At 35.6% G+C, this 23257-nt stretch carries 17 protein-coding genes; 11 read left to right on the forward strand and 6 right to left on the reverse strand.

Annotation, left to right across the window (positions count from 1 at the left end):
• Positions 1-7: 7 nt before the first annotated feature.
• From HNS40_RS05365 to HNS40_RS05375, 3 genes are all read right to left on the reverse strand, one after another.
• Complete coding sequence (locus HNS40_RS05365) at positions 8-2098, reverse strand: ComEC/Rec2 family competence protein (protein ID WP_172278443.1); 2091 nt, start codon at positions 2096-2098, stop codon at positions 8-10.
• Positions 2099-2142: 44 nt separating this feature from the next.
• Positions 2143-2940, reverse strand: coding sequence for a gamma-glutamyl-gamma-aminobutyrate hydrolase family protein (locus HNS40_RS05370; RefSeq protein WP_172278445.1), 798 nt, complete (start codon positions 2938-2940; stop codon positions 2143-2145).
• Positions 2941-3019: 79 nt separating this feature from the next.
• Positions 3020-3433, reverse strand: coding sequence for a thioesterase family protein (locus tag HNS40_RS05375; protein ID WP_172278447.1), 414 nt, complete (start codon positions 3431-3433; stop codon positions 3020-3022).
• Between the two features lie 245 nt (positions 3434-3678).
• Between HNS40_RS05375 and HNS40_RS05380 the strand changes: the two genes are divergently transcribed.
• The 10 genes from HNS40_RS05380 to HNS40_RS05425 all read left to right on the forward strand — a co-directional run bounded on the left by HNS40_RS05380 (position 3679) and on the right by HNS40_RS05425 (position 16435).
• Positions 3679-4809, forward strand: a complete 1131-nt coding sequence (locus tag HNS40_RS05380) for a glycosyltransferase (protein WP_172278449.1) — start codon at positions 3679-3681, stop codon at positions 4807-4809.
• 75 nt (positions 4810-4884) lie between these two features.
• Complete coding sequence (locus tag HNS40_RS05385) at positions 4885-5598, forward strand: hypothetical protein (RefSeq protein ID WP_172278451.1); 714 nt, start codon at positions 4885-4887, stop codon at positions 5596-5598.
• A gap of 364 nt (positions 5599-5962) precedes the next feature.
• A complete protein-coding gene (locus tag HNS40_RS05390) occupies positions 5963-7570 on the forward strand; it encodes a carboxyl transferase domain-containing protein (RefSeq protein WP_172278453.1) in 1608 nt (535 codons plus the stop codon).
• A 56-nt stretch (positions 7571-7626) separates the two neighbouring features.
• Positions 7627-9531 carry an acetate--CoA ligase gene (gene acs, locus HNS40_RS05395; RefSeq protein WP_172278455.1) on the forward strand — a complete coding sequence of 635 codons (1905 nt, stop codon included), beginning with the start codon at positions 7627-7629 and terminating at the stop codon, positions 9529-9531.
• An 84-nt stretch (positions 9532-9615) separates the two neighbouring features.
• Positions 9616-10419, forward strand: a complete 804-nt coding sequence (locus tag HNS40_RS05400) for an enoyl-CoA hydratase-related protein (protein ID WP_172278457.1) — start codon at positions 9616-9618, stop codon at positions 10417-10419.
• A 54-nt stretch (positions 10420-10473) separates the two neighbouring features.
• Positions 10474-12459 (forward strand): acetyl-CoA carboxylase biotin carboxylase subunit, encoded by a 1986-nt coding sequence (locus HNS40_RS05405; RefSeq protein ID WP_172278459.1) that lies wholly within the window; start codon positions 10474-10476, stop codon positions 12457-12459.
• 51 nt (positions 12460-12510) lie between these two features.
• Positions 12511-13659, forward strand: coding sequence for an acyl-CoA dehydrogenase family protein (locus HNS40_RS05410; RefSeq protein ID WP_172278461.1), 1149 nt, complete (start codon positions 12511-12513; stop codon positions 13657-13659).
• Between the two features lie 23 nt (positions 13660-13682).
• Positions 13683-14375, forward strand: a complete 693-nt coding sequence (locus HNS40_RS05415; RefSeq protein WP_172278463.1) for a CoA transferase subunit A — start codon at positions 13683-13685, stop codon at positions 14373-14375.
• Between the two features lie 144 nt (positions 14376-14519).
• On the forward strand, positions 14520-15176 hold the full coding sequence (locus HNS40_RS05420) for a 3-oxoacid CoA-transferase subunit B (RefSeq protein WP_172278465.1): 657 nt from the start codon (positions 14520-14522) through the stop codon (positions 15174-15176).
• 251 nt (positions 15177-15427) lie between these two features.
• Positions 15428-16435: a pyruvate carboxyltransferase gene (locus HNS40_RS05425; protein WP_172278467.1), complete on the forward strand. Its 1008-nt coding sequence runs from the start codon at positions 15428-15430 to the stop codon at positions 16433-16435.
• Positions 16436-16439: 4 nt separating this feature from the next.
• On the opposite strand, the gene HNS40_RS05430 is transcribed toward HNS40_RS05425, so the two are convergent.
• From HNS40_RS05430 to HNS40_RS05440, 3 genes are all read right to left on the reverse strand, one after another.
• Positions 16440-17756 (reverse strand): DEAD/DEAH box helicase, encoded by a 1317-nt coding sequence (locus tag HNS40_RS05430; protein ID WP_172278469.1) that lies wholly within the window; start codon positions 17754-17756, stop codon positions 16440-16442.
• 393 nt (positions 17757-18149) lie between these two features.
• Entirely contained in the window at positions 18150-18596 is a 447-nt protein-coding gene (locus HNS40_RS05435; RefSeq protein ID WP_172278471.1) for a DUF2147 domain-containing protein, read from the reverse strand.
• Between the two features lie 76 nt (positions 18597-18672).
• Positions 18673-19623: a hypothetical protein gene (locus tag HNS40_RS05440; RefSeq protein ID WP_172278473.1), complete on the reverse strand. Its 951-nt coding sequence runs from the start codon at positions 19621-19623 to the stop codon at positions 18673-18675.
• 293 nt (positions 19624-19916) lie between these two features.
• Here HNS40_RS05440 and HNS40_RS05445 point away from each other — a divergent pair, with 293 nt between their 5' ends.
• The gene (locus HNS40_RS05445) at positions 19917-23201 is read left to right on the forward strand and encodes a glycosyl hydrolase (RefSeq protein ID WP_172278475.1); all 3285 of its coding nucleotides are present in this window, start codon (positions 19917-19919) and stop codon (positions 23199-23201) included.
• Positions 23202-23257 lie beyond the last annotated feature (56 nt).

The following is a 23257-nucleotide window of genomic DNA, read 5'->3' on the forward strand; positions in this document are numbered from 1 at the left end:
ATGAATTTTAAAAGGAGTTTTCAATCATGAAAGCTCCTTTTTCTTTTGTATCAAAATAGGGGATTCTTAAACTATCACATTCCATTTTCCACTTGTGTACATTCCAATATTTATTGCTCCCATCCATAATAATGGTGTCAAAACTTAATTTATTGCTCAATTGGTGTAGGCTGATTTTAGGATTGTTTCTTAGATATAGATAATTCAAGTGTATTGCATTTTCTGGAATTTGAAGACTTTTATCCAGAATAAAAATAAGCCTCCCATCAAAATTAATACAAGAAGAAGAATAAATGCTATCAAAAGTTAGATATTCGGTATGATCTATTCTTCTATAGAGTTGACTCTCGTATAAATATCTCTCATAATTCTGGCTATTGAATAAAGAAGTATCCATAATCACTTGGCTCTTATTGCTTGTTGACCATTCTACTAAAGACGCCTTTGGAACGTGATAGATAATAAAAAAATCTTTTTCATAATCTTCCATCCTTAAATAGGCATTAGAAACCATTAAAATAATGGCAATAGAAAGGAATACAATCAAAATTTTAGCTTTTTTATACATGAGAGCTAGAATAAGAAAGAGGATAAGAAAATAGACTAATAAGGTATCCCAGAAAGTAAAATATAAGTTCCTACTCACTGCATAAGGCATCTGATTAATAAAACCAATAGAGCTGTTTAGAATAAATAATAACCAATACAGGATTTTTTGTGAGAGAAGTCCCAGAATAGACTTTAAAAAGGGTAGGGCGTGAATGAAAATGGTTGCGAAACCACTTAGAAGTATGGCGAAACTAAGAGGAATAACAATGAGGTTGGTGAGTATGAAATAGTTTGGGAATTGGTGGAAATAGTAAATGGCGAGTGGAAAAGTTCCTATCTGAGCTGCTATGGATACAGCGATCAAGTCTTTTGTTTTGGTCAGAAATCCATTTTTAAAATAGTATAGTTTGGAAAGAGGGGGCTGAATAAACAATATGGCCAATACTGCTAAATAAGACAATTGAAATCCAATTTGGAAGATTAGAAATGGATCATTAATCAATAGAACCACTGCTGAGGCTGCTAAACTATTATAAGTGCTAGTTTTTCTATTTATTAAACTACCGATTATAATAAATGAAAACATGGTGGTTGATCTGAATACTGAAGGAGAAAGTCCGGTAATTAATGCATAAAGCCAAATGAGAGTAATGATGAGGAGTGAGTTGAGATAGGAACCATATTTTGTTTTTCTTAATGGAGCAAATAATACGTTAAAAATCATAAAAATAATTCCGACATGTAAGCCACTAACACAAAGTATGTGCATAGCGCCTGAACCTGCATACTTTTGTCTTAAATCGGGATCTAAATATTCGTCATAGCCTAATAATAGAGCAGAAGCTACTCCGAATTCAGAATCTCCCAGTTCCATATTTTCAAGAAGCTTTAATAAATGATTTCTAGTATTTAAACTCCATAGTTTAATCAAGTTTGGAGACTGATGATTAGTCGTAATCCAATCTGTTTTAGTTAAAAATACATGATGGTGAATGTTTTGCTTTTTGAGGTAAGAAGTAAAGTCAAACTCATTAGGGTTTCCAAGATTTCTAATGGCTTGTAATTTATCTGCTGCGATGAGTATTTCATCTCCATAATCCATTTTGATAAAATTGACTTTCTCAAAATAAATCAAGATTTTGCCCTGTAACTTAATAGCATTGGTATCATTTTCTTGAAATCCACCAATTACTAGTCCGGTGGCTTTAAATGATTTTCTTTTTTCGGTGAGCGGACTATTTATCCTAATGATTAAATGACTAACACTGTCATGATTGGAATAATGTAGATGATTGTATTTTTCTGTTTTTACTTCTGTGAGCTGATTTCCAATCAATAGAAAAAGTAAGCTTATAACGATTCCTCCAATAATTCTTATGGAGAATTTCCTTAAAGATAATGGTCGGAATGCCCAGAATAGGAGGATGGTAGTTAGAATAAAAAGGCTCCAAAATGGCAATATAATATTGGGATAATAAAAAGCCAAAAGGATGCCAATTATTAAAGGTAGGAGTATTCTTAGAAGAGGATAATCATTCCAAAATTTCATGATGCGCTTAAAATTTTTGGATTATCCGGTGGGTAGATAATCCGTTATTTATAAGTATGGTACTGCTCGGCCTGAAATAGCATCTCTCTTATAATAGGTAATGATAGTTCTGGGTTTACAGTATCAAGTCTTTCTGGATGCCATTGCACAGCTATCATAAATCCTTTGTCTTTTGGATTCCTCCACTCTACAGATTCTATAATACCGTCTCTTGCAATAGAGCTGATTTTTAAGTCATCAGCTAGTTGGTCTATGGCTTGGTGGTGGTTGCTATTTACTTTGCCCTCGCTCTGTGAGCTTAATTTACTCAATAAGCTTCCTTTTGTCAGTTGAATTTGGTGAAAACAGTTTTCCCAGTCAACTAGTCTGTGTTTTATAACAGTATCGTGGTCGGTGGGAATATCTATAATCAGACTTCCTCCGAGGCTTACATTTAGAATTTGTTGACCTCTGCAAATTCCCACTAAAGGCATTTTTAATGCCATAGCTTTTCTAATCAATTCAATTTCTAAGGTGTCTCTATATCTATCAAACGCGCCACAGTTTGCTGTATCGGCTAACTTACCATACCAACCAGGATATACATCTGCTCCACCAGAAATAATTAAACCATCACAATAATCTAATACTTGAAGTGCTGAATCCAGACCCAGCTCATACATATTGATGATTTTAACCTTGGAATCGGCTTTATGCACCCATTGTGGATAATTACCATACCATTTGTCAGGTTTTGCTTTTGATATAGCAATAGTAAGTTCTCGTTCATTATTTTGACAAGCATTTAATACAAATGCAATAAATAATAATAAAGACAGCTGAAATACTGATTTTCTATTCATTTCTTTAATTTGTTCCTGTAAAGATAGAAAGAAAAACAATGAGGAAACTACAAACTCAATAAATCCCTATGAATTAGTTTTATGAGCTAAGGGAGTTTGTTAAAAGTGCAATGAACCATTCTGGCGCTCGCATCGGTCTTCCTTTTTCTTTGCTCAAGAAAATCAATTCATTATAACCTTCGTTAATGAGTTCGCTTTCCTCGTTATATATGGAGTATTCAAACCGGATTCTAGCTTTAGGGATTTTGGGTATGCGAGTTATAATAGTTAATACGTTGTCGTAGAAAGCGGGCTTATAGAAACGACTATATTGGTTAATGAGCGGCATGACAATCCCATCATCTTCCATTTGTTTATAGGTATGACCCAATTGACGAAAAGATTCTGCACGACCCACTTCGTAAAATGTGGCATAATTTCCATTATAAACAAATCCTGATTGATCGCAATCTACATATCTTACCCTTACTTGAGTTGAAAATTCTAATTTCATATTTTGTGTTTTTGCGTTTACTGATGTTTTATGCTCTTCATTTCGGGGGCAAAATTAATCAGAAAATTTAATCTTAAAGGATAGCTTGATATAAATAGTATATAAATAAGGAAGAAAACAGATTTGGAGAATCAGTGAAGACAATAGCTAAGTATAGTTGAAAGAATTCTATTTTATTATAAGAAAACAATAAAGAGAAGGGAAATATGTTTTAATTTTGAGCAGATTTTATAATTGAATAATAAATGCAAAATTCAGATCTCCATCTTCATATCATTTCTTTTGATATTCCTTATCCTGCAGATTATGGTGGAGTGATTGATGTTTTCTATAAGATTAAGTCTTTGCACGAATTGGGACTTAAAATCCATTTACATGCCTATGAATATGGTAGGAAGCATAGTGAAGAATTGAATAAGTTTTGTGAAACGGTTTCTTATTATCAGAGGCAAAATGTATTGATTCAATTGTTTAAGAGTAAGCCATATATTGTTGCTTCTAGAGAGTCTGAAGATTTGATAAAGGCATTACAACAAGATGATTATCCTATTTTATTTGAAGGTTTACATACCTGCGGAATTTTGTCTGATATTAGACTAAGTTCCCGATTGAAATTGGTTAGAACTCATAATGTAGAGCATCAATATTACCATCACCTTTCATTGGCCTCCAAGCAATTTCTACAAAAGTTTTATTATCAGCAAGAAGCAAAGAAGCTCGAGAAATTTGAATCTCAATTAACCCATGCAGATGTAATTTTGCCTATTTCCCAGAGTGATGAACAATATTTCTCAAGTAGGTTCTCCAATGTGAGTTTTGTGCCTGCTTTTCATCCTGGTTTTGGAATTACAAGTTTAGTTGGTAAAGGGAGTTATTTGGTTTATCATGGGAATTTATCAGTAGAAGAAAATGAGAAAGCAGCTACTTTTTTAATTGATGAGGTTTTTTCAAAAGTAAAATACCCTTGTGTAATAACAGGTAAAAATCCTAGTTTAGAGCTTGAGAATAAAGCGGCCCATTATAAAAATATAAAAATTATAGCGAACCCCGCTACTGAGGAAATGGATAGATTGATAAAGGAAGCACAAATCAATATTTTACCTACTTTTCAAGATACAGGAATCAAATTAAAGCTATTGAAATCAATATCTGAAGGGCGATTTTGTATTGCTAACACTTTGATGGTAAAGAATACTGGTTTGGAAGATTTATGTTTTGTAGAAGATGAACCTTTATCAATGGTTTCATTAGTAAAATCATTAATGCGTACTGATTTTAAGCCCAGTCATGTGGATGAACGTAAGTTAGTATGGGATAAATTGTTCTCTAATGGTGGAAGTGCACAATTGATTATTGACACAATTAACAAAAAATAGTCAATATTTCCTTGTACATTGAAATTGGTTTGCTTATATTTGTTTTGAGCAATTTATTAAAAAAAAACAATCATTATGTACCTCATCTCTACATTCGTCGTATTCTCATGTATCCTTGTTTTTCTTTTTAGAAATTATTTAAAAGTATTCCTCTATGGAATCATTTATGGTCAATATCATATTAATTATTTGAGTCTATTCGATAAGGATAATAGTTATTATGAAGGGAATTATTATTCAAAATCTGATTTATATAATCAAGTATCTTTAATCAGAAATTCTTTAAATAAACGTGAAAAGGAATTAACAGATAAGCCTTTGTTTTTTCAAAATATCGAATTTGGAATTGGAACGAAAAAGTTAATTTCAATACTAGGCAAACCCGTTTCCCATGAAGTGTTGGATATTAATAATGAAAAAGTGGTCAGCCTTGAATTTTATATTCAACCTAATAATGTAGTGGATAGATATGTATTTTACTTTATGAATGATTCCTATTATTTCGGAGAATTTATTTTTAATAAAGTTACAGAATCATTTTCTAATCAAGTTTTGGATAAAATTAAGGCCCTTTATGAGTGTGGCACATTAATCGATAACGAAATGATGATTTATAATTCCAATGGAAATAACTTACTGTATAAGGACTTTGGGTTTAGAATAACGGTCAGTTATTTTAACCAAGACCATCTTGCCATTAGAGAATTATTAGAAGCACAACAGGAATTCAGAACCAAAATGAAATCCTCTTATGTATATAATTTAGATATACAGCAATTAAGCTTCTAATAATTAAGATGGATTTTGTGTTCGGTTTTTTTTATTTCACTAATGTTCAATCCAACTAGGGCTAAGGTTAGATTAATCTGTTCTTCCCTTTTGGAAAAACTCTTCTCCAATAGCATCGTTTAGGTGTAATTACCAATTTTTTATGAAAACAATCTAAAATATATTATGCATGCATAGTAAAATTTGCTATTTTTGAGTTCTTAAAAAAAGTTTCTTAGTACTCATTTGTTTTTACTAACTTAGAGGCTGTATTTTAAAGCGCAATATATCAAGTGATTATAAATTGAGTTGCTGGTTATGTATTTTGCTATTAGCGCTAGTATTCAAAGGACTTTTCATAGAAACAAAATAAAAACCAAGATAAGTGTATCGAATAAAATCCAAAATAAACACCCAGTCTGATTCTTTTCAGAACAATAAAAAGCAATTCGAAGGATTACTAAACGAATATCGTGATAAGTTAAAAATGGTTCAAGATGGATCTAGTGCTAAAGCGATTGAGAAGCACAAGTCGAGGGGGAAACTTCTGGCTCGTGAACGCATTAATTTACTTGTGGATACCAATACACCTTTTCTAGAGCTTTCTACATTAGCAGCTTATGGTAGTTATGATAACCAGTTTCCTTCTGCAGGAATCATCACTGGGATCGGAGTAATTCAAGGCAAAGATTGTATCATTATAGCCAACGATGCCACAGTAAAGGGAGGAACCTACATTAAAGAGACTATCAGAAAGCATATTAGAGCACAAGAAATAGCCATGGAAAACCATTTGGCCTGCATTTATATGGTAGATAGCGGTGGTGTTTTTTTACCTGAGCAAGCCAAAGTATTTCCCGATCGCTTTGATTTCGGAAGGTTCTTTTATAATCAAGCTCGAATGTCGGCTGCTGGGATTCCTCAAATATCTATCGTCATGGGTTCATGTACCGCTGGAGGAGCTTATGTTCCTGCTATGAGCGATGAAACCATCATTGTTAAGGAGCAAGGTACCATATTTATTGGTGGACCACCATTAGTAAAAGCAGCAACTGGAGAAGAAGTGAGTGCAGAAGAACTGGGAGGAGCGGATGTTCATACCAGCATTTCAGGTACTGCAGATCATTTTGCGGAAGATGATCGACATGCCATTTCCATTTGTAGAAATATATTTGAGAGTATTGAATATCACGACAAACAAAACCTAGAAACCAAAGAAATAGAGGAACCTTTTTACGATCCTCAAGAGTTATACGGATTAGCTCCCGTTGATTTAAAGAAACCCATAGATGTACGAGAAATTATAGCAAGAATAGTTGATGGGAGTCGTTTTCAGGAATTTAAAGAGCGTTATGCTCCTACTATTGTAACTGGTTTTGCGAAAATCATAGGCTATCCCGTTGGAATTATTGGTAATAATGGAGTTCTATTTTCAGAAACGGCTTTAAAAGGAGCCCATTTTGTAGAGCTATGTACAGCCAGAAAGATTCCTATTATTTTCCTTCAAAATATTACAGGTTTTATAGTGGGCAAAGAATACGAGAGAAAAGGGATTGCAAGAGATGGAGCTAAATTTGTTCATGCTGTAGCCAATGCCAATGTGCCTAAATTTACGGTAGTATTCGGTGGCTCATTTGGTGCTGGAAATTATGCTATGGCTGGCAGAGCTTATGACCCAAGACTATTATTGATGTGGCCCAATAGCAAGATTTCTGTTATGGGAGGAGAGCAAGCTTCTGATGTATTGATTCAAGTAAAAATGGATCAACTAAAAGCTCGAGGACAAGAAATGGCCCAAGAAGATATTGATCAACTAAAGAAATCTATTCTGGAAAAATACGAATATGAAGGTTCTGCTTATTATTCCACATCACGCCTTTGGGATGATGGAATTATAGATCCAGTAGATACTCGAAAAGTTTTAGCATTGGGGATAGCTATGACTTTAAATAAGAAATGGGAAGATACCAAAAATGGAATTTTCAGAATGTAGAGATTTATATTTTTTATTAAAAACAATCTAAATACCTAAAATAAAAACCTTTAACTATGGCAATTAAAATTAAAACATTAAGTGGCTATTTTCATGAATACCAAAAGAGCGCAGTAAATCCAGAAGATTTCTGGGGACAACAGGCAGAAGCTTTTTATTGGCGGAAGAAATATGAATGTGTTTTAGATTGGAACTTCACAGAACCAAGAATTGATTGGTTTAAAGGAGGAAGATTGAATCTTACTGAAAATATTTTTGAGCGTCAGATGTTTTTTAAGAAAGATCAGGCTGCCATTATCTGGGAGCCAAATGACCCTTCTGAGGAGGGTATTACTATAACTTATTCTGAACTTTTTGATAAAGTGAAACAATTTGCCAATGTGCTCCTTGAAAAGGGAGTAACAAAAGGTGACCGGGTGGCTTTGTATATGCCCATGATTCCCGAATTGGCCATTGCCATGTTGGCTTGTGCTAGAATTGGAGCCGTACATTCTATTGTATTTGCAGGATTTTCAAGTAATGCATTAGCTGATAGAATAATTGATGCTCAAGCAAAAGTGGTTATTGCTTCTGATGGAGGATTCCGTGGCACCAAAACCATTCCAATAAAGAAAATTGTAGATGAGGCAGTAGAAAGATGTGATTCAGTAGAAACGGTCATCATTAAAAAGAGAACTGGTGAAGAGGTAAATATGTTAGCAGGTCGCGATTATTGGTGGGATGAACTTACTGAAGGTGTGTCTTGTGATAATGATGCTGAAATATTAGATGCTGAGGATCCTCTTTTCATCCTCTATACATCTGGTTCTACCGGCCAACCAAAAGGCTTAGTTCATACCACTGGTGGCTATATGGTTTATACTTCCTATACCTTCCGCAATGTATTTCAATATGGGGAAGGTGATGTATATTTCTGCTCTGCTGATATTGGCTGGATTACTGGCCATTCTTATATTGTTTATGGCCCATTATTAAGTGGAGCCACAACATTAATGTTCGAAGGAATTCCTACTTTTCCTGATGCAGGAAGATATTGGGATATTGTAGAAAAGTATCAAGTGAATCAGTTCTATACAGCACCAACTGCTATTCGTGCTTTAATGGCAGAAGGAAATGAGTTTGTCGAGAATAAAGAAATGAAAAGCCTAAAGGTTCTAGGTACAGTAGGAGAACCCATTAATGAAGAAGCTTGGCACTGGTATCATGATCATGTGGGTAAAGATCGTTGTCCCATTGTGGATACTTGGTGGCAAACGGAAACGGGTGGGATTTTAATCAGCCCTATAGCTGGCGTTACGCCCACTAAACCTTCTTATGCCACATTACCACTTCCTGGTGTTCAACCTGTCATAGTGGATCCCGATGGAAAAGAGTTAAAAGGAAACAGTGTTCAAGGTAATCTTTGTATCAAATTTCCATGGCCGGGAATGGCAAGAACTATTTATGGTGATCATGAACGTTTCCAACAAACTTACTTTTCAACCTATCCTGGCTACTATTTCACTGGAGATGGTGTAAAACGAGATGAGGATGGTTATTATAGGATACTAGGTAGAGTTGATGATGTCATCAATGTTTCAGGTCATAGAATGGGAACAGCCGAAGTAGAAAATGCGATTAACGAGCATCCTCGAGTAGTGGAATCTGCTGTTGTTGGTTTTCCTCACGATATCAAAGGACAAGGGATTTATGCCTTTGTAGTTTGTACCGATATGGATGAAACCACCAGCGAGGAGGGGATTATAAAGAGTATTAAAATTGGAGTTAATAATATTATTGGTCCAATTGCTCGTCCTGATAAAATTTTAATAGTAAGTGGATTGCCAAAAACACGCTCTGGTAAAATTATGAGAAGAATCCTCAGGAAAATAGCTTCCAACGATACTTCAAGCTTTGGAGATACTAGTACTTTATTGGATCCTGGTGTTGTCGAGGAGATTATGGAAAAAGCTAAGAAATAATATATCACGCAAAGATACAAAGACGCAAAGGAGAATATTTATTTTCTTAGTGCCTTTGAGTCTTGGTGGCAAATCAAATAAAAAATGAAAGTATATAAAACCATAGAATTAGAAATAAACAACGAAGTAGGCACCGTTTGGCTTAATCGTCCAGAAATACACAATGCTTTCAATGAAGTCATGATAGCGGAGTTGATAGAGATGTTCGAAGAAATCAATGATAATGAAGGAATCAGAGTAGTGGTTTTAAGAGGTAGAGGAAAGTCATTCTGTGCTGGAGCAGATTTGAACTGGATGCGTGATGTGGCAAAATATTCCTATGAAGATAATTATAAAGAAAGTCTCAATCTTTCACTCTGTTTTTATAATATCTATACCTGTGCTAAGCCTACCATCGCTATTGTTCATGGAGCAGCTATTGGCGGTGCCAATGGATTATTAGCAGCTTGTGATTTTGCTTATGCAGAGGAGAATACCACTTTTTCTTTAAGTGAAGTAAAGATTGGCATTGTGCCGGCTTGTATTTCTCCATATGTGACCAAAAGAGTAGGAGAGTATGGTTCCAAAGAATTAATGCTAACAGGCAAAAGATTTAAAGGCGCCGAAGCAGCCCATCATCGTTTGGTGAATAAATCATTATCCTCAAGCAATTTAGACCTTCATCTAGAGGAACTCATAGGATTGTTAAAGACCAGTGGCCCTAAAGCCATGACCCAATGTAAGAACCTTCTCTACGATATTTCCAATAAGCTGAGTCTTCAAGAAGCCATTGATTATACCGCCAAGATGATAGCCGAAATCAGAGCCAGCTCAGAAGGTCAAGAAGGCATGGCAGCATTTCTGGAAAAGAGAAAGCCAAATTGGGTGGCCACCAGTCCTGAAAAATAATAAATTACTGCTTGCGTTGATTTGTAATCGACGCGTTCTAATAATAGAGGAATAATGAAGAAATTCAATAAAATATTAATTGCCAATAGAGGTGAAATTGCAGTAAGAATTATTAAGGCTGCTCAGAAAATGGGAATCACCAGTATGGCTGTCTATTCACAGGCTGATAAGGATAGCTTACATATTCGTAAAGCTGATGAAGCCTTTTGTATAGGTGAAGAATCACTGTCTGAAACCTATTTGAATGTTGGAAAAATAATGGAGATTGCTCTGAAACATGGGGCTGATGCCATTCATCCAGGTTATGGTTTTTTGGCGGAAAATCCTGAATTGGTGGCAGCTTGTGAAAAGAACGATATTGTTTTTATTGGACCGTCGAGTCGAGCCATTCAGTTAATGGGAAATAAAATAGAGGCACGAGCTTTTGTGGATAGCCTTAAAATCCCCATGACCAAAGGTGTGACGGGTAGCCCTGAAGAACTTCTGAGTCTGGCAAAAAACATAGAACTGCCTATCCTTGTAAAAGCCGCAGCTGGTGGAGGAGGGAAAGGAATGAGAATTGTGCGTGATTGGAATGATTTGGAATCCGTAATTGAGTCCACAAGCCGTGAAGCCTTAGCTTATTTTGGTGATGCTGAAGTTTATGTGGAGAAGTTCATTGAGAATCCTCGTCATATTGAAATCCAATTATTGGGCGATAGATTTGGAAATGTAATTCATTTATATGAACGTGAATGTAGCATTCAACGTCGTTACCAGAAAATAATTGAGGAATCTCCATCTCCCACTTTAGATCAAGCCACAAGAGAAAAGATGGGGAAAGCAGCAGTAGATATTGCCAAAGCCATTAATTATACCAGTGCTGGAACTATCGAGTTTTTAGTGGATTCCGATTTAAACTACTATTTCTTGGAGATGAATACTAGAATTCAAGTGGAACATCCTGTTACGGAAATGGTGACTGGCGTAGACTTGGTTCAAGAGCAAATTAGGATAGCACAAGGAGAAGAATTAAGCTGGAAGCAAGAAGATATTAAGCAAAATGGTCATGCCATTGAAGCACGAGTTTATGCGGAAGAACCTGAGAATGATTTTCGTCCAGCACCAGGTTTCGTAAGTTATTATAAAGAACCCAAAGGAGTACATATTAGAGTGGATTCAGCTATTGATCAAGCCGTAGAGATAAAAAGCTTTTTCGACCCCATGATAAGCAAGTTGGTCGTGTGGGAAGAGAACAGGTCCAAAGCGATCACGAAAATGATGGCTAGTTTAGAGGAATTCGTCATTTTGGGCTTGTCGACTAATATTCCTTTTATGCTGGCTTTAATGAAAGAAGAAGATTATATACTGAATTATATCTCTACTAAATATTGCGATACTCATGCTTCTCAAATACTAAAAAGTGCTGAAGCTTATCATCTTAATATGGATAGGAATATCCTTGGAGCAGCTTATGCCTCTATAAAAATAGCCTCCTCTAATTCACCTCATAATATTTGGGAAAAAATAGCTTATTGGAGATTACAAATGGATTTTCAATGGAAATTAGGAGAAGAATTCCTTTCTTATCAATTGATGGAAGTAAAACCTTCAAGTTTCAGATTAAAAAATGGACAAGATATTCTTCCAGTTGAAATTTTAAGTGTAAAGAATAATTGTATTGATTTAAGTATTGATAACAAAGAAGAACGAGTTTACTTCGTGAAGAAAGATGAAGCCCATATTCTTTTTAATTGGAAAGGACAAGTATTTAAATTAGAAGATTTAGAGGTCTTAGTTCAAGAAGATTTTTACGAATCTAGTCATGAGGCTGAAACTAGCGATATTTTAAAATCTCCAATGCCTGGTAAGGTGATCAAAGTATTGGTGGAAGAAGGGGGAGAGGTTAAAAAAGGTCAAACTTTATTGATAGTGGAAGCCATGAAAATGGAAAATAATATCTTAGCCAGTCGTGATGGAAAAATAGAAGAAATTCTAGTTCAAGAAGGAGAAATGGTGGATAATACTAAAATATTATTACGTTTGGAGGAGGCTGAATAAATCATCAATTCTATCACAAAAATCAATTTTTAATCAAATAAAACATCATATATGAATTTCGAATTAACAGAAGAACAAGAGTTGATTAGACAAACGGTAAGGGATTTTGCTGAAAGAGAAATCAAACCTATTGCTCAAGAGTTGGACGAGAAAGAAGAGTTTTCAGAGGATTTAACTCGAAAAATGGGTGAGCTTGGCCTTTTTGGTATGTATCTTCCAGAAAAATATGGCGGACAAGAATTGGATACCTTATCCTATATTATCGCAGTTGAGGAATTAGCCAGAGTTGATGGCTCTCAAGCAGCCACTTTAGCGGCTCATAATTCTTTGGGAATTGGACCACTCTATTATTACGGAACAGAAGAGCAGAAATTAAAATACTTGCCCAAATTATGTACTGGTGAAGGGCTTTGGGCTTTTGGTCTTACTGAGCCCGATGCCGGTTCTGATAGTCGAGGTTCTAAAACCACTGCAAAACTAGAGGAGGGAAAATGGAGAATAAATGGTTCTAAGATATTCATCACCAATGGTGCCTCCGATTTGTCATTAGGAGCAACTGTACAGGCCGTAACAAAGGTTCTTCCTGATGGTAAAAAAGAATTCACCACCGTAATTGTAGAAAAAGATACTCCTGGTTTTAAAAGAGTAGCCATGCATGGAAAAATGATGTGGCGTTCTTCAGATACTTCAGAATTATATTTCGATGATTGTATAGTACCAGAAGAAAATCTACTAGGAGATATTGGACAAGGAAGTAAGATTATGCTTTCGACTCTAGATAATGGAAGACTTTCCATTGCTGCTATGGGTTTAGGGTTGGCACAAGGAGCTTATGAAATGGCTTTGCAGTATTCTAAAGAACGTAATCAGTTTGGAAAACCAATTTCTAAATTTCAGGCCATTGCTTTTAAGTTGGCCGATATGGCCATGCAAATTGAATTAGCCAGAAATCTCCTATACAAAGCATGCTGGTTAAAAGACAATAAAAAACCATTTGCCAAAGAAGCAGCCATGTCGAAATTATACTGTAGTGAGATTGCAAAATCAGTAGCTGATGAAGCAGTGCAAATTCATGGTGGTTATGGCTTAATGAAAGATTATCCAATAGAAAGATTTTATCGTGACCAACGATTATTACAGATAGGAGAGGGCACTTCTGAGATTCAAAGAATGGTAATATCAAGATATATTGGTTGTTAAAACGAAAAACAAAAACCTAAAATATGAATAAAGTAGTAAAAGATGCTAAGGAGGCTTTGCAAGGAATGCAAGACGGACAAACCCTAATGTTGGGTGGTTTTGGTCTTTGTGGGATTCCGGAAAATACCATCAAGGCCTTAGTGGAATCTGAGTTCAAAGATTTAACCTGTATTTCTAATAATGCTGGTGTCGATAATTTTGGCTTAGGTGCATTATTAAGAAAACACCAAATTAAAAAGATGATATCTTCTTATGTAGGTGAAAATAAAGAGTTTGAACGTCAGATGCTTTCTGGTGAGCTAGAGGTGGACTTGGTTCCACAAGGGACTTTAGCAGAGCGTATTAGAGCAGGTGGAGCCGGTATTCCAGCTTTTTACGTTCCGGCAGGTTATGGAACTGAAGTTGGTGAAGGTAAAGAATCAAGAGAATTCAATGGAAAAATGCATCTTTTAGAACATGCATTAACTGCGGATTTTGCAGTAGTAAAGGCTTGGAAAGGGGATACCATGGGAAATCTTATTTACCGAGAAACAGCTAATAACTTTAATCAGCCCATGGCCATGGCCGGTAAAATCACCATTGCAGAAGTGGAAGAACTGGTTTCTGCCGGTGAGTTGGACCCCAATCAGATTCACACACCAGGTGTCTTTGTTCAAAGAATATTTCAAGGTGTAGATTATGAAAAGCGAATTGAATTTGAAACAGTTCGTGATTAGATTAATTAACCACTAAGACACAGAGACACAAAGGTACACGAAGAGCTCATTAATTATACTTTGGTTTTAAAGCGAGCGTATATAGAATTAAACTTTGTGTACCTTAGAGTCTTGGAGCCTTTGTGGCAGATAAAAATAAAAACAATGAGTCTAGATAAAAACGGAATAGCAAAAAGAATAGCCCAAGAATTACAAGATGGGTATTATGTAAACCTAGGGATTGGAATACCAACATTAGTTGCAAATTATGTCCCAGATGGAATAGAAGTAGTGCTTCAGTCGGAGAATGGATTATTAGGAATTGGCCCCTTTCCTGAAAAGGGAAAAGCAGATGCCGACCTGATAAATGCGGGTAAGCAAACGGTGACTACATTGGCAGGTTCTTCTTTCTTTGATTCTTCGATGAGCTTTGCCATGATTAGAGGAGGTCATATTGATTTAACTGTCCTTGGTGCTTTTGAAGTTACTGATAAAGGAGACATCAGTTCCTGGAAAATTCCCGGAAAAATGGTAAAAGGGATGGGAGGAGCCATGGATTTAGTGGCGGCAGCAAAGAATATTATCGTAGCCACCACTCATACCGATAGAAATGGGAATCCAAAGCTGAAAACAGCTTGTAGTCTTCCTTTAACAGGAGTAAACTGCGTAAAGAAAATTGTTTCGGATTTAGCCGTCATCGAAGTAACAGACCAAGGCTTCAAATTAATAGAAAGAGCTCCTGGAGTTTCTGTTGAAGAAATTGTGGAGAAGACCGGTGCCCCTTTAATTATTGAAGGTGATATTCCAGAGATGAAGATTTAGGGCAAAGGGCAAAGGGCAAAGAGCAAAGAGCAAAGGGCAAAGAGCAAAGAGCAAAGAGCAAAGAGCAAATATCCTTAATAAACATTTCGTAAATAATAGAATTATTAAAAAATAATCTTTTGAAAAAAGTGTTCAAGAACGAGGCATGTGAGTCATTTTAATTTGAGAGCTTACTACGGTAAGTGACAAAATTAAAATGTGAACATAACGAAGTTATTGGACAATGTTTTCAAAATCTAAATACCTGAATTATGAATTATCCAAAGAGAGTGACTATTGGCGATATTACTGTCAGAGACGGTTACCAACACGAAGAAAATTTTATCCCAACCGAAGCCAAAATATGGATGTTAGAACAATTAGTTTTAGCAGGTTTTAAACATATTGAGGTATCTAACTTTGGTAATCCAAAAGGAATGCCTCAGTTTAAAGACTGCGATGATTTATTCAAAGGTATTCATCAATCAAAGAAAGTAAAGCATCTTTTAGAGGAGGTAAGTTTAACTGCTGTTACTATTAGAGAAAGAGCAGCTGAAAGAGCCATACAAGCAAAATTAGAAGGCTGGGGACCCGATAGAATCCTCTTTATGGTATCCACCAGTGAGAGTCATCACAAAAAGAATAGTGGTCTTTCTTTAAAGGAATATTGGAAAATGGCTGAGGAATATATAAAGAAAGCTCATGATGTGGGTATCAAAGTAAATGGAACCGTGAGCACCATTTGGGGCTGTCCGATTGAAGGTCCTACTGATATGAATAAAGCCATAGAATTTGCACAGCGTTGGATAGATATTGGAGCCGATGATGTGGAACATGCAGACCATGACGGTAGTGCTTCACCAGATAGGGTTTATCGCTATTATTCTTCATTACTTGAGCATTTTGGAAATCCAGATAAGCATATTGTACATTTTCATACCACTAGAGGATGGGGCTTGGCCAATGTGCTAGCTGCCTTGCAAGCTGGGATGACCAATTACGAATCTACTATGGGTGGAATTGGCGGACAGCCCGCTAATTTTGTAAGTGGAGTTCCTGTGTCAGGAACAGGAGCCTATTATTATAAAGACTCAAATTTGGTGGGTTTAGTCAGTACCGAAGATATGGTGGTTATGATGGATGAAATGGGTATTGAAACCAATTTGGATATTGATAAAATTCTAGACATAGGAAATATGAATGAGCGGATAGTGGGTCGTAGATTACGCTCTGAAGCTATCAAAAGTGGCCGCATACCTAAGGATTTGACTGGGAGGTAGTTTGTTATCGAGCCAAAGCAATTTTAGGCTTTTTGTTTTTCATCTTTTTATCTTTTGACACTTTAAGTAAATCTTGGTATTTATCTCTTTTAACTGCTATATAAGCAGCATAGTCTTTCATTTCAATGAGACCAATATCATCTTTTGCCATAAAATGAAATTGCAGAAAGAAACCAACAATATCTATTTTATTTACTTTGTCTTTTTTGCCTTTTCCAACATATAGCGTCACCCATTCGCTTTGGCTTAATTCTCTGCCTTCTTTCAGCTTTATATTTTCAGGTTCTTCTTGTAAATAGGACGGTAGTTTATCTAATTGACTCCTGATGATGACCGCAGTTCCTGTAGCTTTCATTCTGGCTGTTCTGCCATTACGATGGGTAAATACTGTTTCTTGAGGAGGGATTTGATAATGAATCACATAATCCAATTCAGGTATGTCGATACCACGAGAAGCTATATCAGTGGCAATGAGTACACGAGAACTTCCATTTCGGAACTTGGTGAGCTCCAATTCTCGTTGATCTTGTTCCAACCCACCGTGAAAGATAGAGTAAGAAATCTTGAAGATATTAAAATACTCTGCAATTCGATCGCAAGCATCTCTATGATTTACAAAAACCAGAGCGTTTTCACCATCTTCTAGATTATTGATGATCTTAATCAGTCCTTCTGGCTTTTCTTCTTTAGAGACTAATAATTGCTTTAATTCTAAATCTATTTTCTCTTCCTGACTAAAATCTAAGGTATGTAAATCTTTTAATTGCAAATATCCGGGTATTTCAATCCGTTGAGTAGCAGAAACCAATAATTGTCTTTTTACGTGTTTGAGCTCTGCTCTAATAAACTCCATTTGTTTAGAAAAGCCCAATTCCAATGATTTATCAAATTCATCAAAAACCACTTGCTCAATAGTTGATACATCGAATGTCTCTCTTTGCATGTGATCTTGCACTCGTCCGGGTGTTCCTATTAAAATTTCAGGAGGATGAGTGAAATTTTGACGCTCCACTGAAAAAGGATGGCCACCATAAGCCACATTTATTTTCCATCCGGTTTTCATTTGTTTCAAAACACTTTCTACCTGCAAAACCAATTCGCGTGTAGGAACTAGGATTAAAGCTTGAACACCTGGTTTCTTCTGAATTCTAGACAGGATACTCAAGAGATAGGCCACCGTTTTTCCGCTACCTGTTGGTGCTAATAATAAAAGGTGAGGATGTTGTGTCGCTGCATCAATAGTAGCATTTTGCATTTCGTTGAGTTCAGAAAAACCTAAGTTTTTTATGATTTCAATCTTGTTGTGTTTTGATAAATTCATTGGGCAAAGGTAGATGATCGTATCTGTTAAAAAAAATGCGATTTTGAGCCTAGGAAAGGTTAAAATTATAATTAGAGAACAATATTGTCCAAAATAAGTTTCATATTATTAAAAGATTCTTCACTTCATTGCATTTCGTTCAGAAAGACAATGTATAGAATATGACACCATGGAAGAATGGATTTTATTTTTCTATAGCAAAATAAAACCTATTCTTCCAGTTTCCTTACCAAAACTCTTGTCACTCCGATGCGTAGCGAGGAGTCTATTGTAATTATTAGGACGCTATTGATTAGAGAATTATTAGTGTTGAATCTTCTAATCGAAAAAATAGGCATAAAAAAACAACCCACAAAAAAATATGAGTTGTTCTATATTATCATAAAAAAGTATCTATTCAGCTTTGGTCCAATAGGTAGTTTTTCCTACCCATTTAACACCAATATATCCCTTGATCATTAATGAACCATTGTCTTCGAATTCCATATAGCAGCTGTAGGTTTTGCCACTTTTAGGATCATAGATTTCTCCATCTTCCCACTCATCATCATCAAAAACGAAATCTTTTAAAAGAACGATTCCTTGTAGCTCTCTTTTCTTCATTTCATCATCAGGATTTTCAACATCTAGTTTTGGAGTTCCATCTTCATTATTTGGAGTTTTTAACCAGACCAATTTGCCAAAGTATTTGTCTCCTTGTTTATAGATTTCTACTTTCCCATCTTTTTCTTCATTAAACCATTTCCCAATAATTCTATCCGAATCGGTTTGTGCTATTAAAGGTAGGAAAAAGAAACTCAGCATAAATAATAATGCAATTTTCAGCTTACTGTTTTTCATAAATTATTTTTTGTTTTAGGTTTTTCTAATTCTGTTTGTGAAAAGATATTCAATTCATTAGGAGCAAATATAGTATTTATTCATTGGATTCAAATAAGTCAAGAGAAGGTTTTTTTCTCTCCACTTTTTTCACTTCCATATTCCTAGCATCTATATCTGCTTTCATTCTCCATTTCCCTTTTTCAAAATAAAAAGCATCTACCGCATTACCCATAGGTACCATAAACTCTGGTAAATTTGCTAAATCTGGATACATTGGAATGAGATGATCAAACACTATTAAATCCTCGCTAAAAGTACTGGTCTCGTACTTCTTTTTCTTCTTGTTCCACTTTCGGGTCGAGAAACTATATTCTCCATAGTCCAATTGAAATTTACTTTGGAAATTATAACTAAATAGCATCCTCTTATGATATTCTTTTTCAATCATAAAAAAATTGAGCTTGCCAAAACTAGGCTTCCCACTTTTACTTAATGTAATCACTTCAATCAATTTAAAAGCAGTTTGGTCTTGAGAAGGCAGCCAACCTAACAAAGTATAATAATCTTTATCATTATAGCTGTTTTCAACCATTTTCAAATAGAGGGCTGCAGGCCAATTGTCATTATTAAAAGATTCTTTGGAGTTGATACTTTGATGAAAATCACTTGGAATGAGCTCAAATACAGCATACTCTTTTTTGTTTTGATTATAGCTTTTAACAAATCCATAATGCTCCCAATTGCCATCAAAAGATATGGCCCAAGTAATGATTTGGAGCTTTTTATCGCTGCTTACCAAAGAATATAATAATCCAGTGGAGTCAATTTCTTGAAGTTTTTTTGGTTCTGATCGGAGTAAGGAATCTAATTTTATTTTGAGCTCACTGTTTAAAATAAGCTTCTTATCCGCTTCATTTGATGAAAGGATTTCAGTTGATATTTGTTTTATGGTATCAATTTGAGCCATTCCATCCACCATACTTCCAAAGCTAAAAAGTAGCAATAGGGTATGAAAACCGAAGATGTTATTTCTTTTTGTTACCATAATCAGTATCTGCAAGTATATTATGCATTTCTCTGTATCTCTCGCAAAAGAGCTTCGAGAACAAGGCTTGGTTTTTATGAAAATCAAGGAGTTGACTTTTGTCAATGACTGTTTTCGTAAAAAGTATAACGCAGTTATCGGAGTTTTCTTGCAGAGAATAATAAAACACCATTGGCAAATATATAACGCATATTTGATTAGTTTATGGTGTATTCTATATTTTTAACTAAATTTGAAGCATCTAATAGGATTTTTGTAAGCCCATCCTTGTATTATAAATAAAACATAAAATCATGATCAATCGTTTTACGACTTATGTGATGACGGGAGTCCTTGTATGTGGACTTTTGTTCTCAGGACCCGCATGGGCCAAAAAGAAAAAAGAAACAGCAGAGAAAGAAACCACTGCTCTTGAAAAGGCCAATATTGGTTTAACTTGGAGAGGAATTGGGCCTGCTTTTACTTCAGGAAGAATTGCTGACTTTGCAGTTAACCCAGATAATCCAAGTGAATATTATGTGGCAGTTGCCTCTGGTCATATTTGGAAAACCTATAATAACGGTACCACTTGGGAGCCAATATTTGATAATAATGGAGCTTATTCTATTGGTTGTTTGAAAATGGATCCCAATAATCATCATGTGATTTGGGCTGGAACGGGTGAGAATAATCACCAAAGAGCTTTGGGTTACGGAAATGGTGTTTATAAATCAGAAGATGGTGGAGCTAGTTGGACCAATATGGGACTAAAAGAAAGTCGTCAGATTGGTATGATAGCCATTGATCCTAGAGATAGTGATGTGGTTTATGTGGCTGCTGAAGGATCTGCTTGGGGACCTGGAGGCGAAAGAGGATTGTATAAATCTATCGATGGTGGAGCCAACTGGGAATTGGTTTTAGAAATCAGCGAAAACACAGGTATCAATAATGTGGTTTTAGACCCCATTGATCCTGATCTAATTTATGCCACTGCTGAACAAAGAAGAAGAAGTGGATTCGGAAAAATTGGAGGAGGGCCAGAATCAGGTCTTCACATTTCAAAAGATGCTGGGAAAACTTGGAAAAAAGTGACCAATGGTTTACCTGGTGGTCATGTGGGAGGTATGGGAATTGCCATTTCTTCTGTGGATAGGAATGTAGTCTATTTAATTATAGAAGCACAAGGGGAAACAGGTGGTTTCTTTCGTTCGGTAAATAGAGGAGCGAGTTTTGAGAAAATGGGTGATCATTCTGCCAGTGGACAATATTATAATGAGATTTATTGTGATCCAATCGATGTGAATACAGTATATTCTGTAGAAACCATTAGTAAAGTAAGCCGTAATGGTGGTAAAACATGGAATTCGATTGGTAATAATGGAAGACATGTTGATGATCACGCTCTTTGGATTGACCCTACAGATACCAAGCACTTCATGATTGGTACTGATGGTGGTGTTTATGAATCTTATGATGGAGGTAATAATTATATTTTCAAATCTAATCTTCCCGTAACACAATTTTATAGAGTAGCTGTAGATAATACAGAGCCTTTCTATTGGGTATATGGTGGAACACAAGACAATAACAGTTTTGGTGGACCTAATATGAATACAACAAGAGGAGGAGTAACTCAAGGGGAATGGAAAACAACTCTTGGAGGTGATGGTTTCTGGCAAGCAATCGATCCAGATGATCCAAATATCGTTTACTCAGAATACCAATATGGTAATGTTTCTCGCTACGATAAAAAATCAGGAGAAAGTATTTCAATCAAGCCTCAACCTAACAAAGATGAATTAACACATCGTTGGAATTGGGATGCGCCTATGTTGATTAGTCCTCATCAAGGTCAGACTTTGTATATAGCTGCCAATAAGGTATTTAAAAGTACCGATAGAGGTCACAGTTGGAAAACAATAAGTGAAGACTTAACCCGCAACGAAGATAGAAATCAGTTTAAAATGATGGATAAATATTGGCCATCAGATGCTGTGGTAAAAGATATGTCTACTTCACAATGGGGAACTATTGTTGCGATGGCTGAATCTAAAGTAAAAAAAGGTTTACTTTATGTTGGTACAGATGATGGTTTGATTCAAATAACAGAGGATGATGGTGACAACTGGTTCAAAGTTAGTAGCTTCCCTGGCGTTCCAGAATATACTTATGTTAGTGATATTATGCCTTCTAAATTTGATGAGAATGTGGTTTTCGCTACTTTTAATAATACCAAGGCTGATGATTTTAAACCTTATGTTCTAAAGTCAACAGATAAAGGTCGTACATGGACTTCTATAGCTGCTAACCTTCCTGAAAATGGTTCTGTTCATACTTTGGAGCAAGATTTTGTAAAAAAAGACCTCCTTTTTGTAGGAACTGAATTTGCTTTCTATTTCTCCATTGATGGAGGACAAGAATGGAAGAAATTAAGTGCGGGAATGCCTGACGTTGCTGTGAGAGATATTGCTATTCAAGAAAGAGAAAACGACCTTGCTATTGCAACATTTGGTCGAGGATTTTACATTTTAGATGATTTTACTCCACTTAGAGAATTAAGCACAGATTTATTTGATCAGGAAGCTTTCTTGTTCCCAATTTCTGATGCTTTAATGTTTGTACAAACTGGAAATCGATATGGTCAAGGTTCTATGCCATATTTAGGTAAGAACCCTAAGTTTGGAGCTGTGTTTACTTATTATATAAAGGAAATTCCAAAAACTATTAAGAGTGAGAGAAAGAAAAAAGAAAAAGAACAGTTTGAAGCTGGGGAGAAAATTCCCCAACCAAGTGTTGAAGAATTAAGAGCCGAAGAAAGACAACTTGACCCATACCTCGTTTTTACTATTAAAGATGCAGCTGGTTCTGTGGTTAAGGAAATATTTAAGAAGCCTTCGAAAGGTGTAAATCGTATGAATTGGAGTCTTCAGTATGCCGGTTTTAATCACATAGAAACTGAGGAGTTTAATCCTACAGATAATAAGAATAGTTGGGGATATCCAGTACTTCCTGGTAAATATAGCGTGAGTATTGATATGGTTTTTGATGGGGAAAAGAAAGCGCTTGCTGGGCCTGTTGAATTCACTGCCAAAACTCTTAATAATACTACTTTACCTGCTGCTGACCGTGGCACTTTAGTGGCATTTCAACGTCAAATTACTGAAGTAATTAAGACCATGAATGGTGCTGGACAGTATATGGAAGAGATGGAAAAGAGAATCGCTTCTGTTCGTCAAACTATCCATAATACGCCTGGTATGCCATTTGAATTAAGTTTAAAAACTAAAGCGATTGCCGAACAATTAGATGATCTTTTCTTCTTGATAGACGGAGTGGAAGCAAAAGCTAGTTGGGAAGAAATTCCACCAGCTGCTGTTCCTTTAAGCAATAGAATTCAAAATATAGTTTGGGGAATGTGGAGTTCTACTTCTGAACCAACTCAAACTATGGTTAATAATTATGCTATTGTTGTGGAGGAGGTTCCTCAAATATTAAAGACTTTAGAAAAGATGGATGCCGATATGAAAATGGTAGAGCAAGAGTTAGAAAAAGCTGGAGCACCATGGACACCTGGTCGAATCCCTACTTTTAGAAAATAATAGAATAAGATTATAAATGAGAAAGCCTAGATGAGAATCTGGGCTTTTTATATTTA

It is taken from the genome of Lentimicrobium sp. S6, from assembly GCF_013166635.1.
Lineage (GTDB): Bacteria > Bacteroidota > Bacteroidia > Bacteroidales > UBA12170 > UBA12170.

Bases quoted from the DNA above. Each gene is read 5' to 3' on its own strand.
- HNS40_RS05410 (WP_172278461.1), top strand. From the start codon at position 12,511: ATGAATTTCGAATTAACAGAAGAACAAGAGTTGATTAGACAAACGGTA.
- HNS40_RS05415 (WP_172278463.1), top strand. From the start codon at position 13,683: ATGAATAAAGTAGTAAAAGATGCTAAGGAGGCTTTGCAAGGAATGCAA.
- HNS40_RS05400 (WP_172278457.1), top strand. From the start codon at position 9,616: ATGAAAGTATATAAAACCATAGAATTAGAAATAAACAACGAAGTAGGC.
- HNS40_RS05445 (WP_172278475.1), top strand. From the start codon at position 19,917: ATGATCAATCGTTTTACGACTTATGTGATGACGGGAGTCCTTGTATGT.
- HNS40_RS05385 (WP_172278451.1), top strand. From the start codon at position 4,885: ATGTACCTCATCTCTACATTCGTCGTATTCTCATGTATCCTTGTTTTT.
- HNS40_RS05440 (WP_172278473.1), bottom strand. From the start codon at position 19,623: ATGGTAACAAAAAGAAATAACATCTTCGGTTTTCATACCCTATTGCTA.
- HNS40_RS05405 (WP_172278459.1), top strand. From the start codon at position 10,474: ATGAAGAAATTCAATAAAATATTAATTGCCAATAGAGGTGAAATTGCA.
- HNS40_RS05370 (WP_172278445.1), bottom strand. From the start codon at position 2,940: ATGAATAGAAAATCAGTATTTCAGCTGTCTTTATTATTATTTATTGCA.
- HNS40_RS05420 (WP_172278465.1), top strand. From the start codon at position 14,520: ATGAGTCTAGATAAAAACGGAATAGCAAAAAGAATAGCCCAAGAATTA.
- HNS40_RS05425 (WP_172278467.1), top strand. From the start codon at position 15,428: ATGAATTATCCAAAGAGAGTGACTATTGGCGATATTACTGTCAGAGAC.
- HNS40_RS05430 (WP_172278469.1), bottom strand. From the start codon at position 17,756: ATGAATTTATCAAAACACAACAAGATTGAAATCATAAAAAACTTAGGT.
- HNS40_RS05380 (WP_172278449.1), top strand. From the start codon at position 3,679: ATGCAAAATTCAGATCTCCATCTTCATATCATTTCTTTTGATATTCCT.
- HNS40_RS05435 (WP_172278471.1), bottom strand. From the start codon at position 18,596: ATGAAAAACAGTAAGCTGAAAATTGCATTATTATTTATGCTGAGTTTC.
- acs (WP_172278455.1), top strand. From the start codon at position 7,627: ATGGCAATTAAAATTAAAACATTAAGTGGCTATTTTCATGAATACCAA.
- HNS40_RS05365 (WP_172278443.1), bottom strand. From the start codon at position 2,098: ATGAAATTTTGGAATGATTATCCTCTTCTAAGAATACTCCTACCTTTA.
- HNS40_RS05375 (WP_172278447.1), bottom strand. From the start codon at position 3,433: ATGAAATTAGAATTTTCAACTCAAGTAAGGGTAAGATATGTAGATTGC.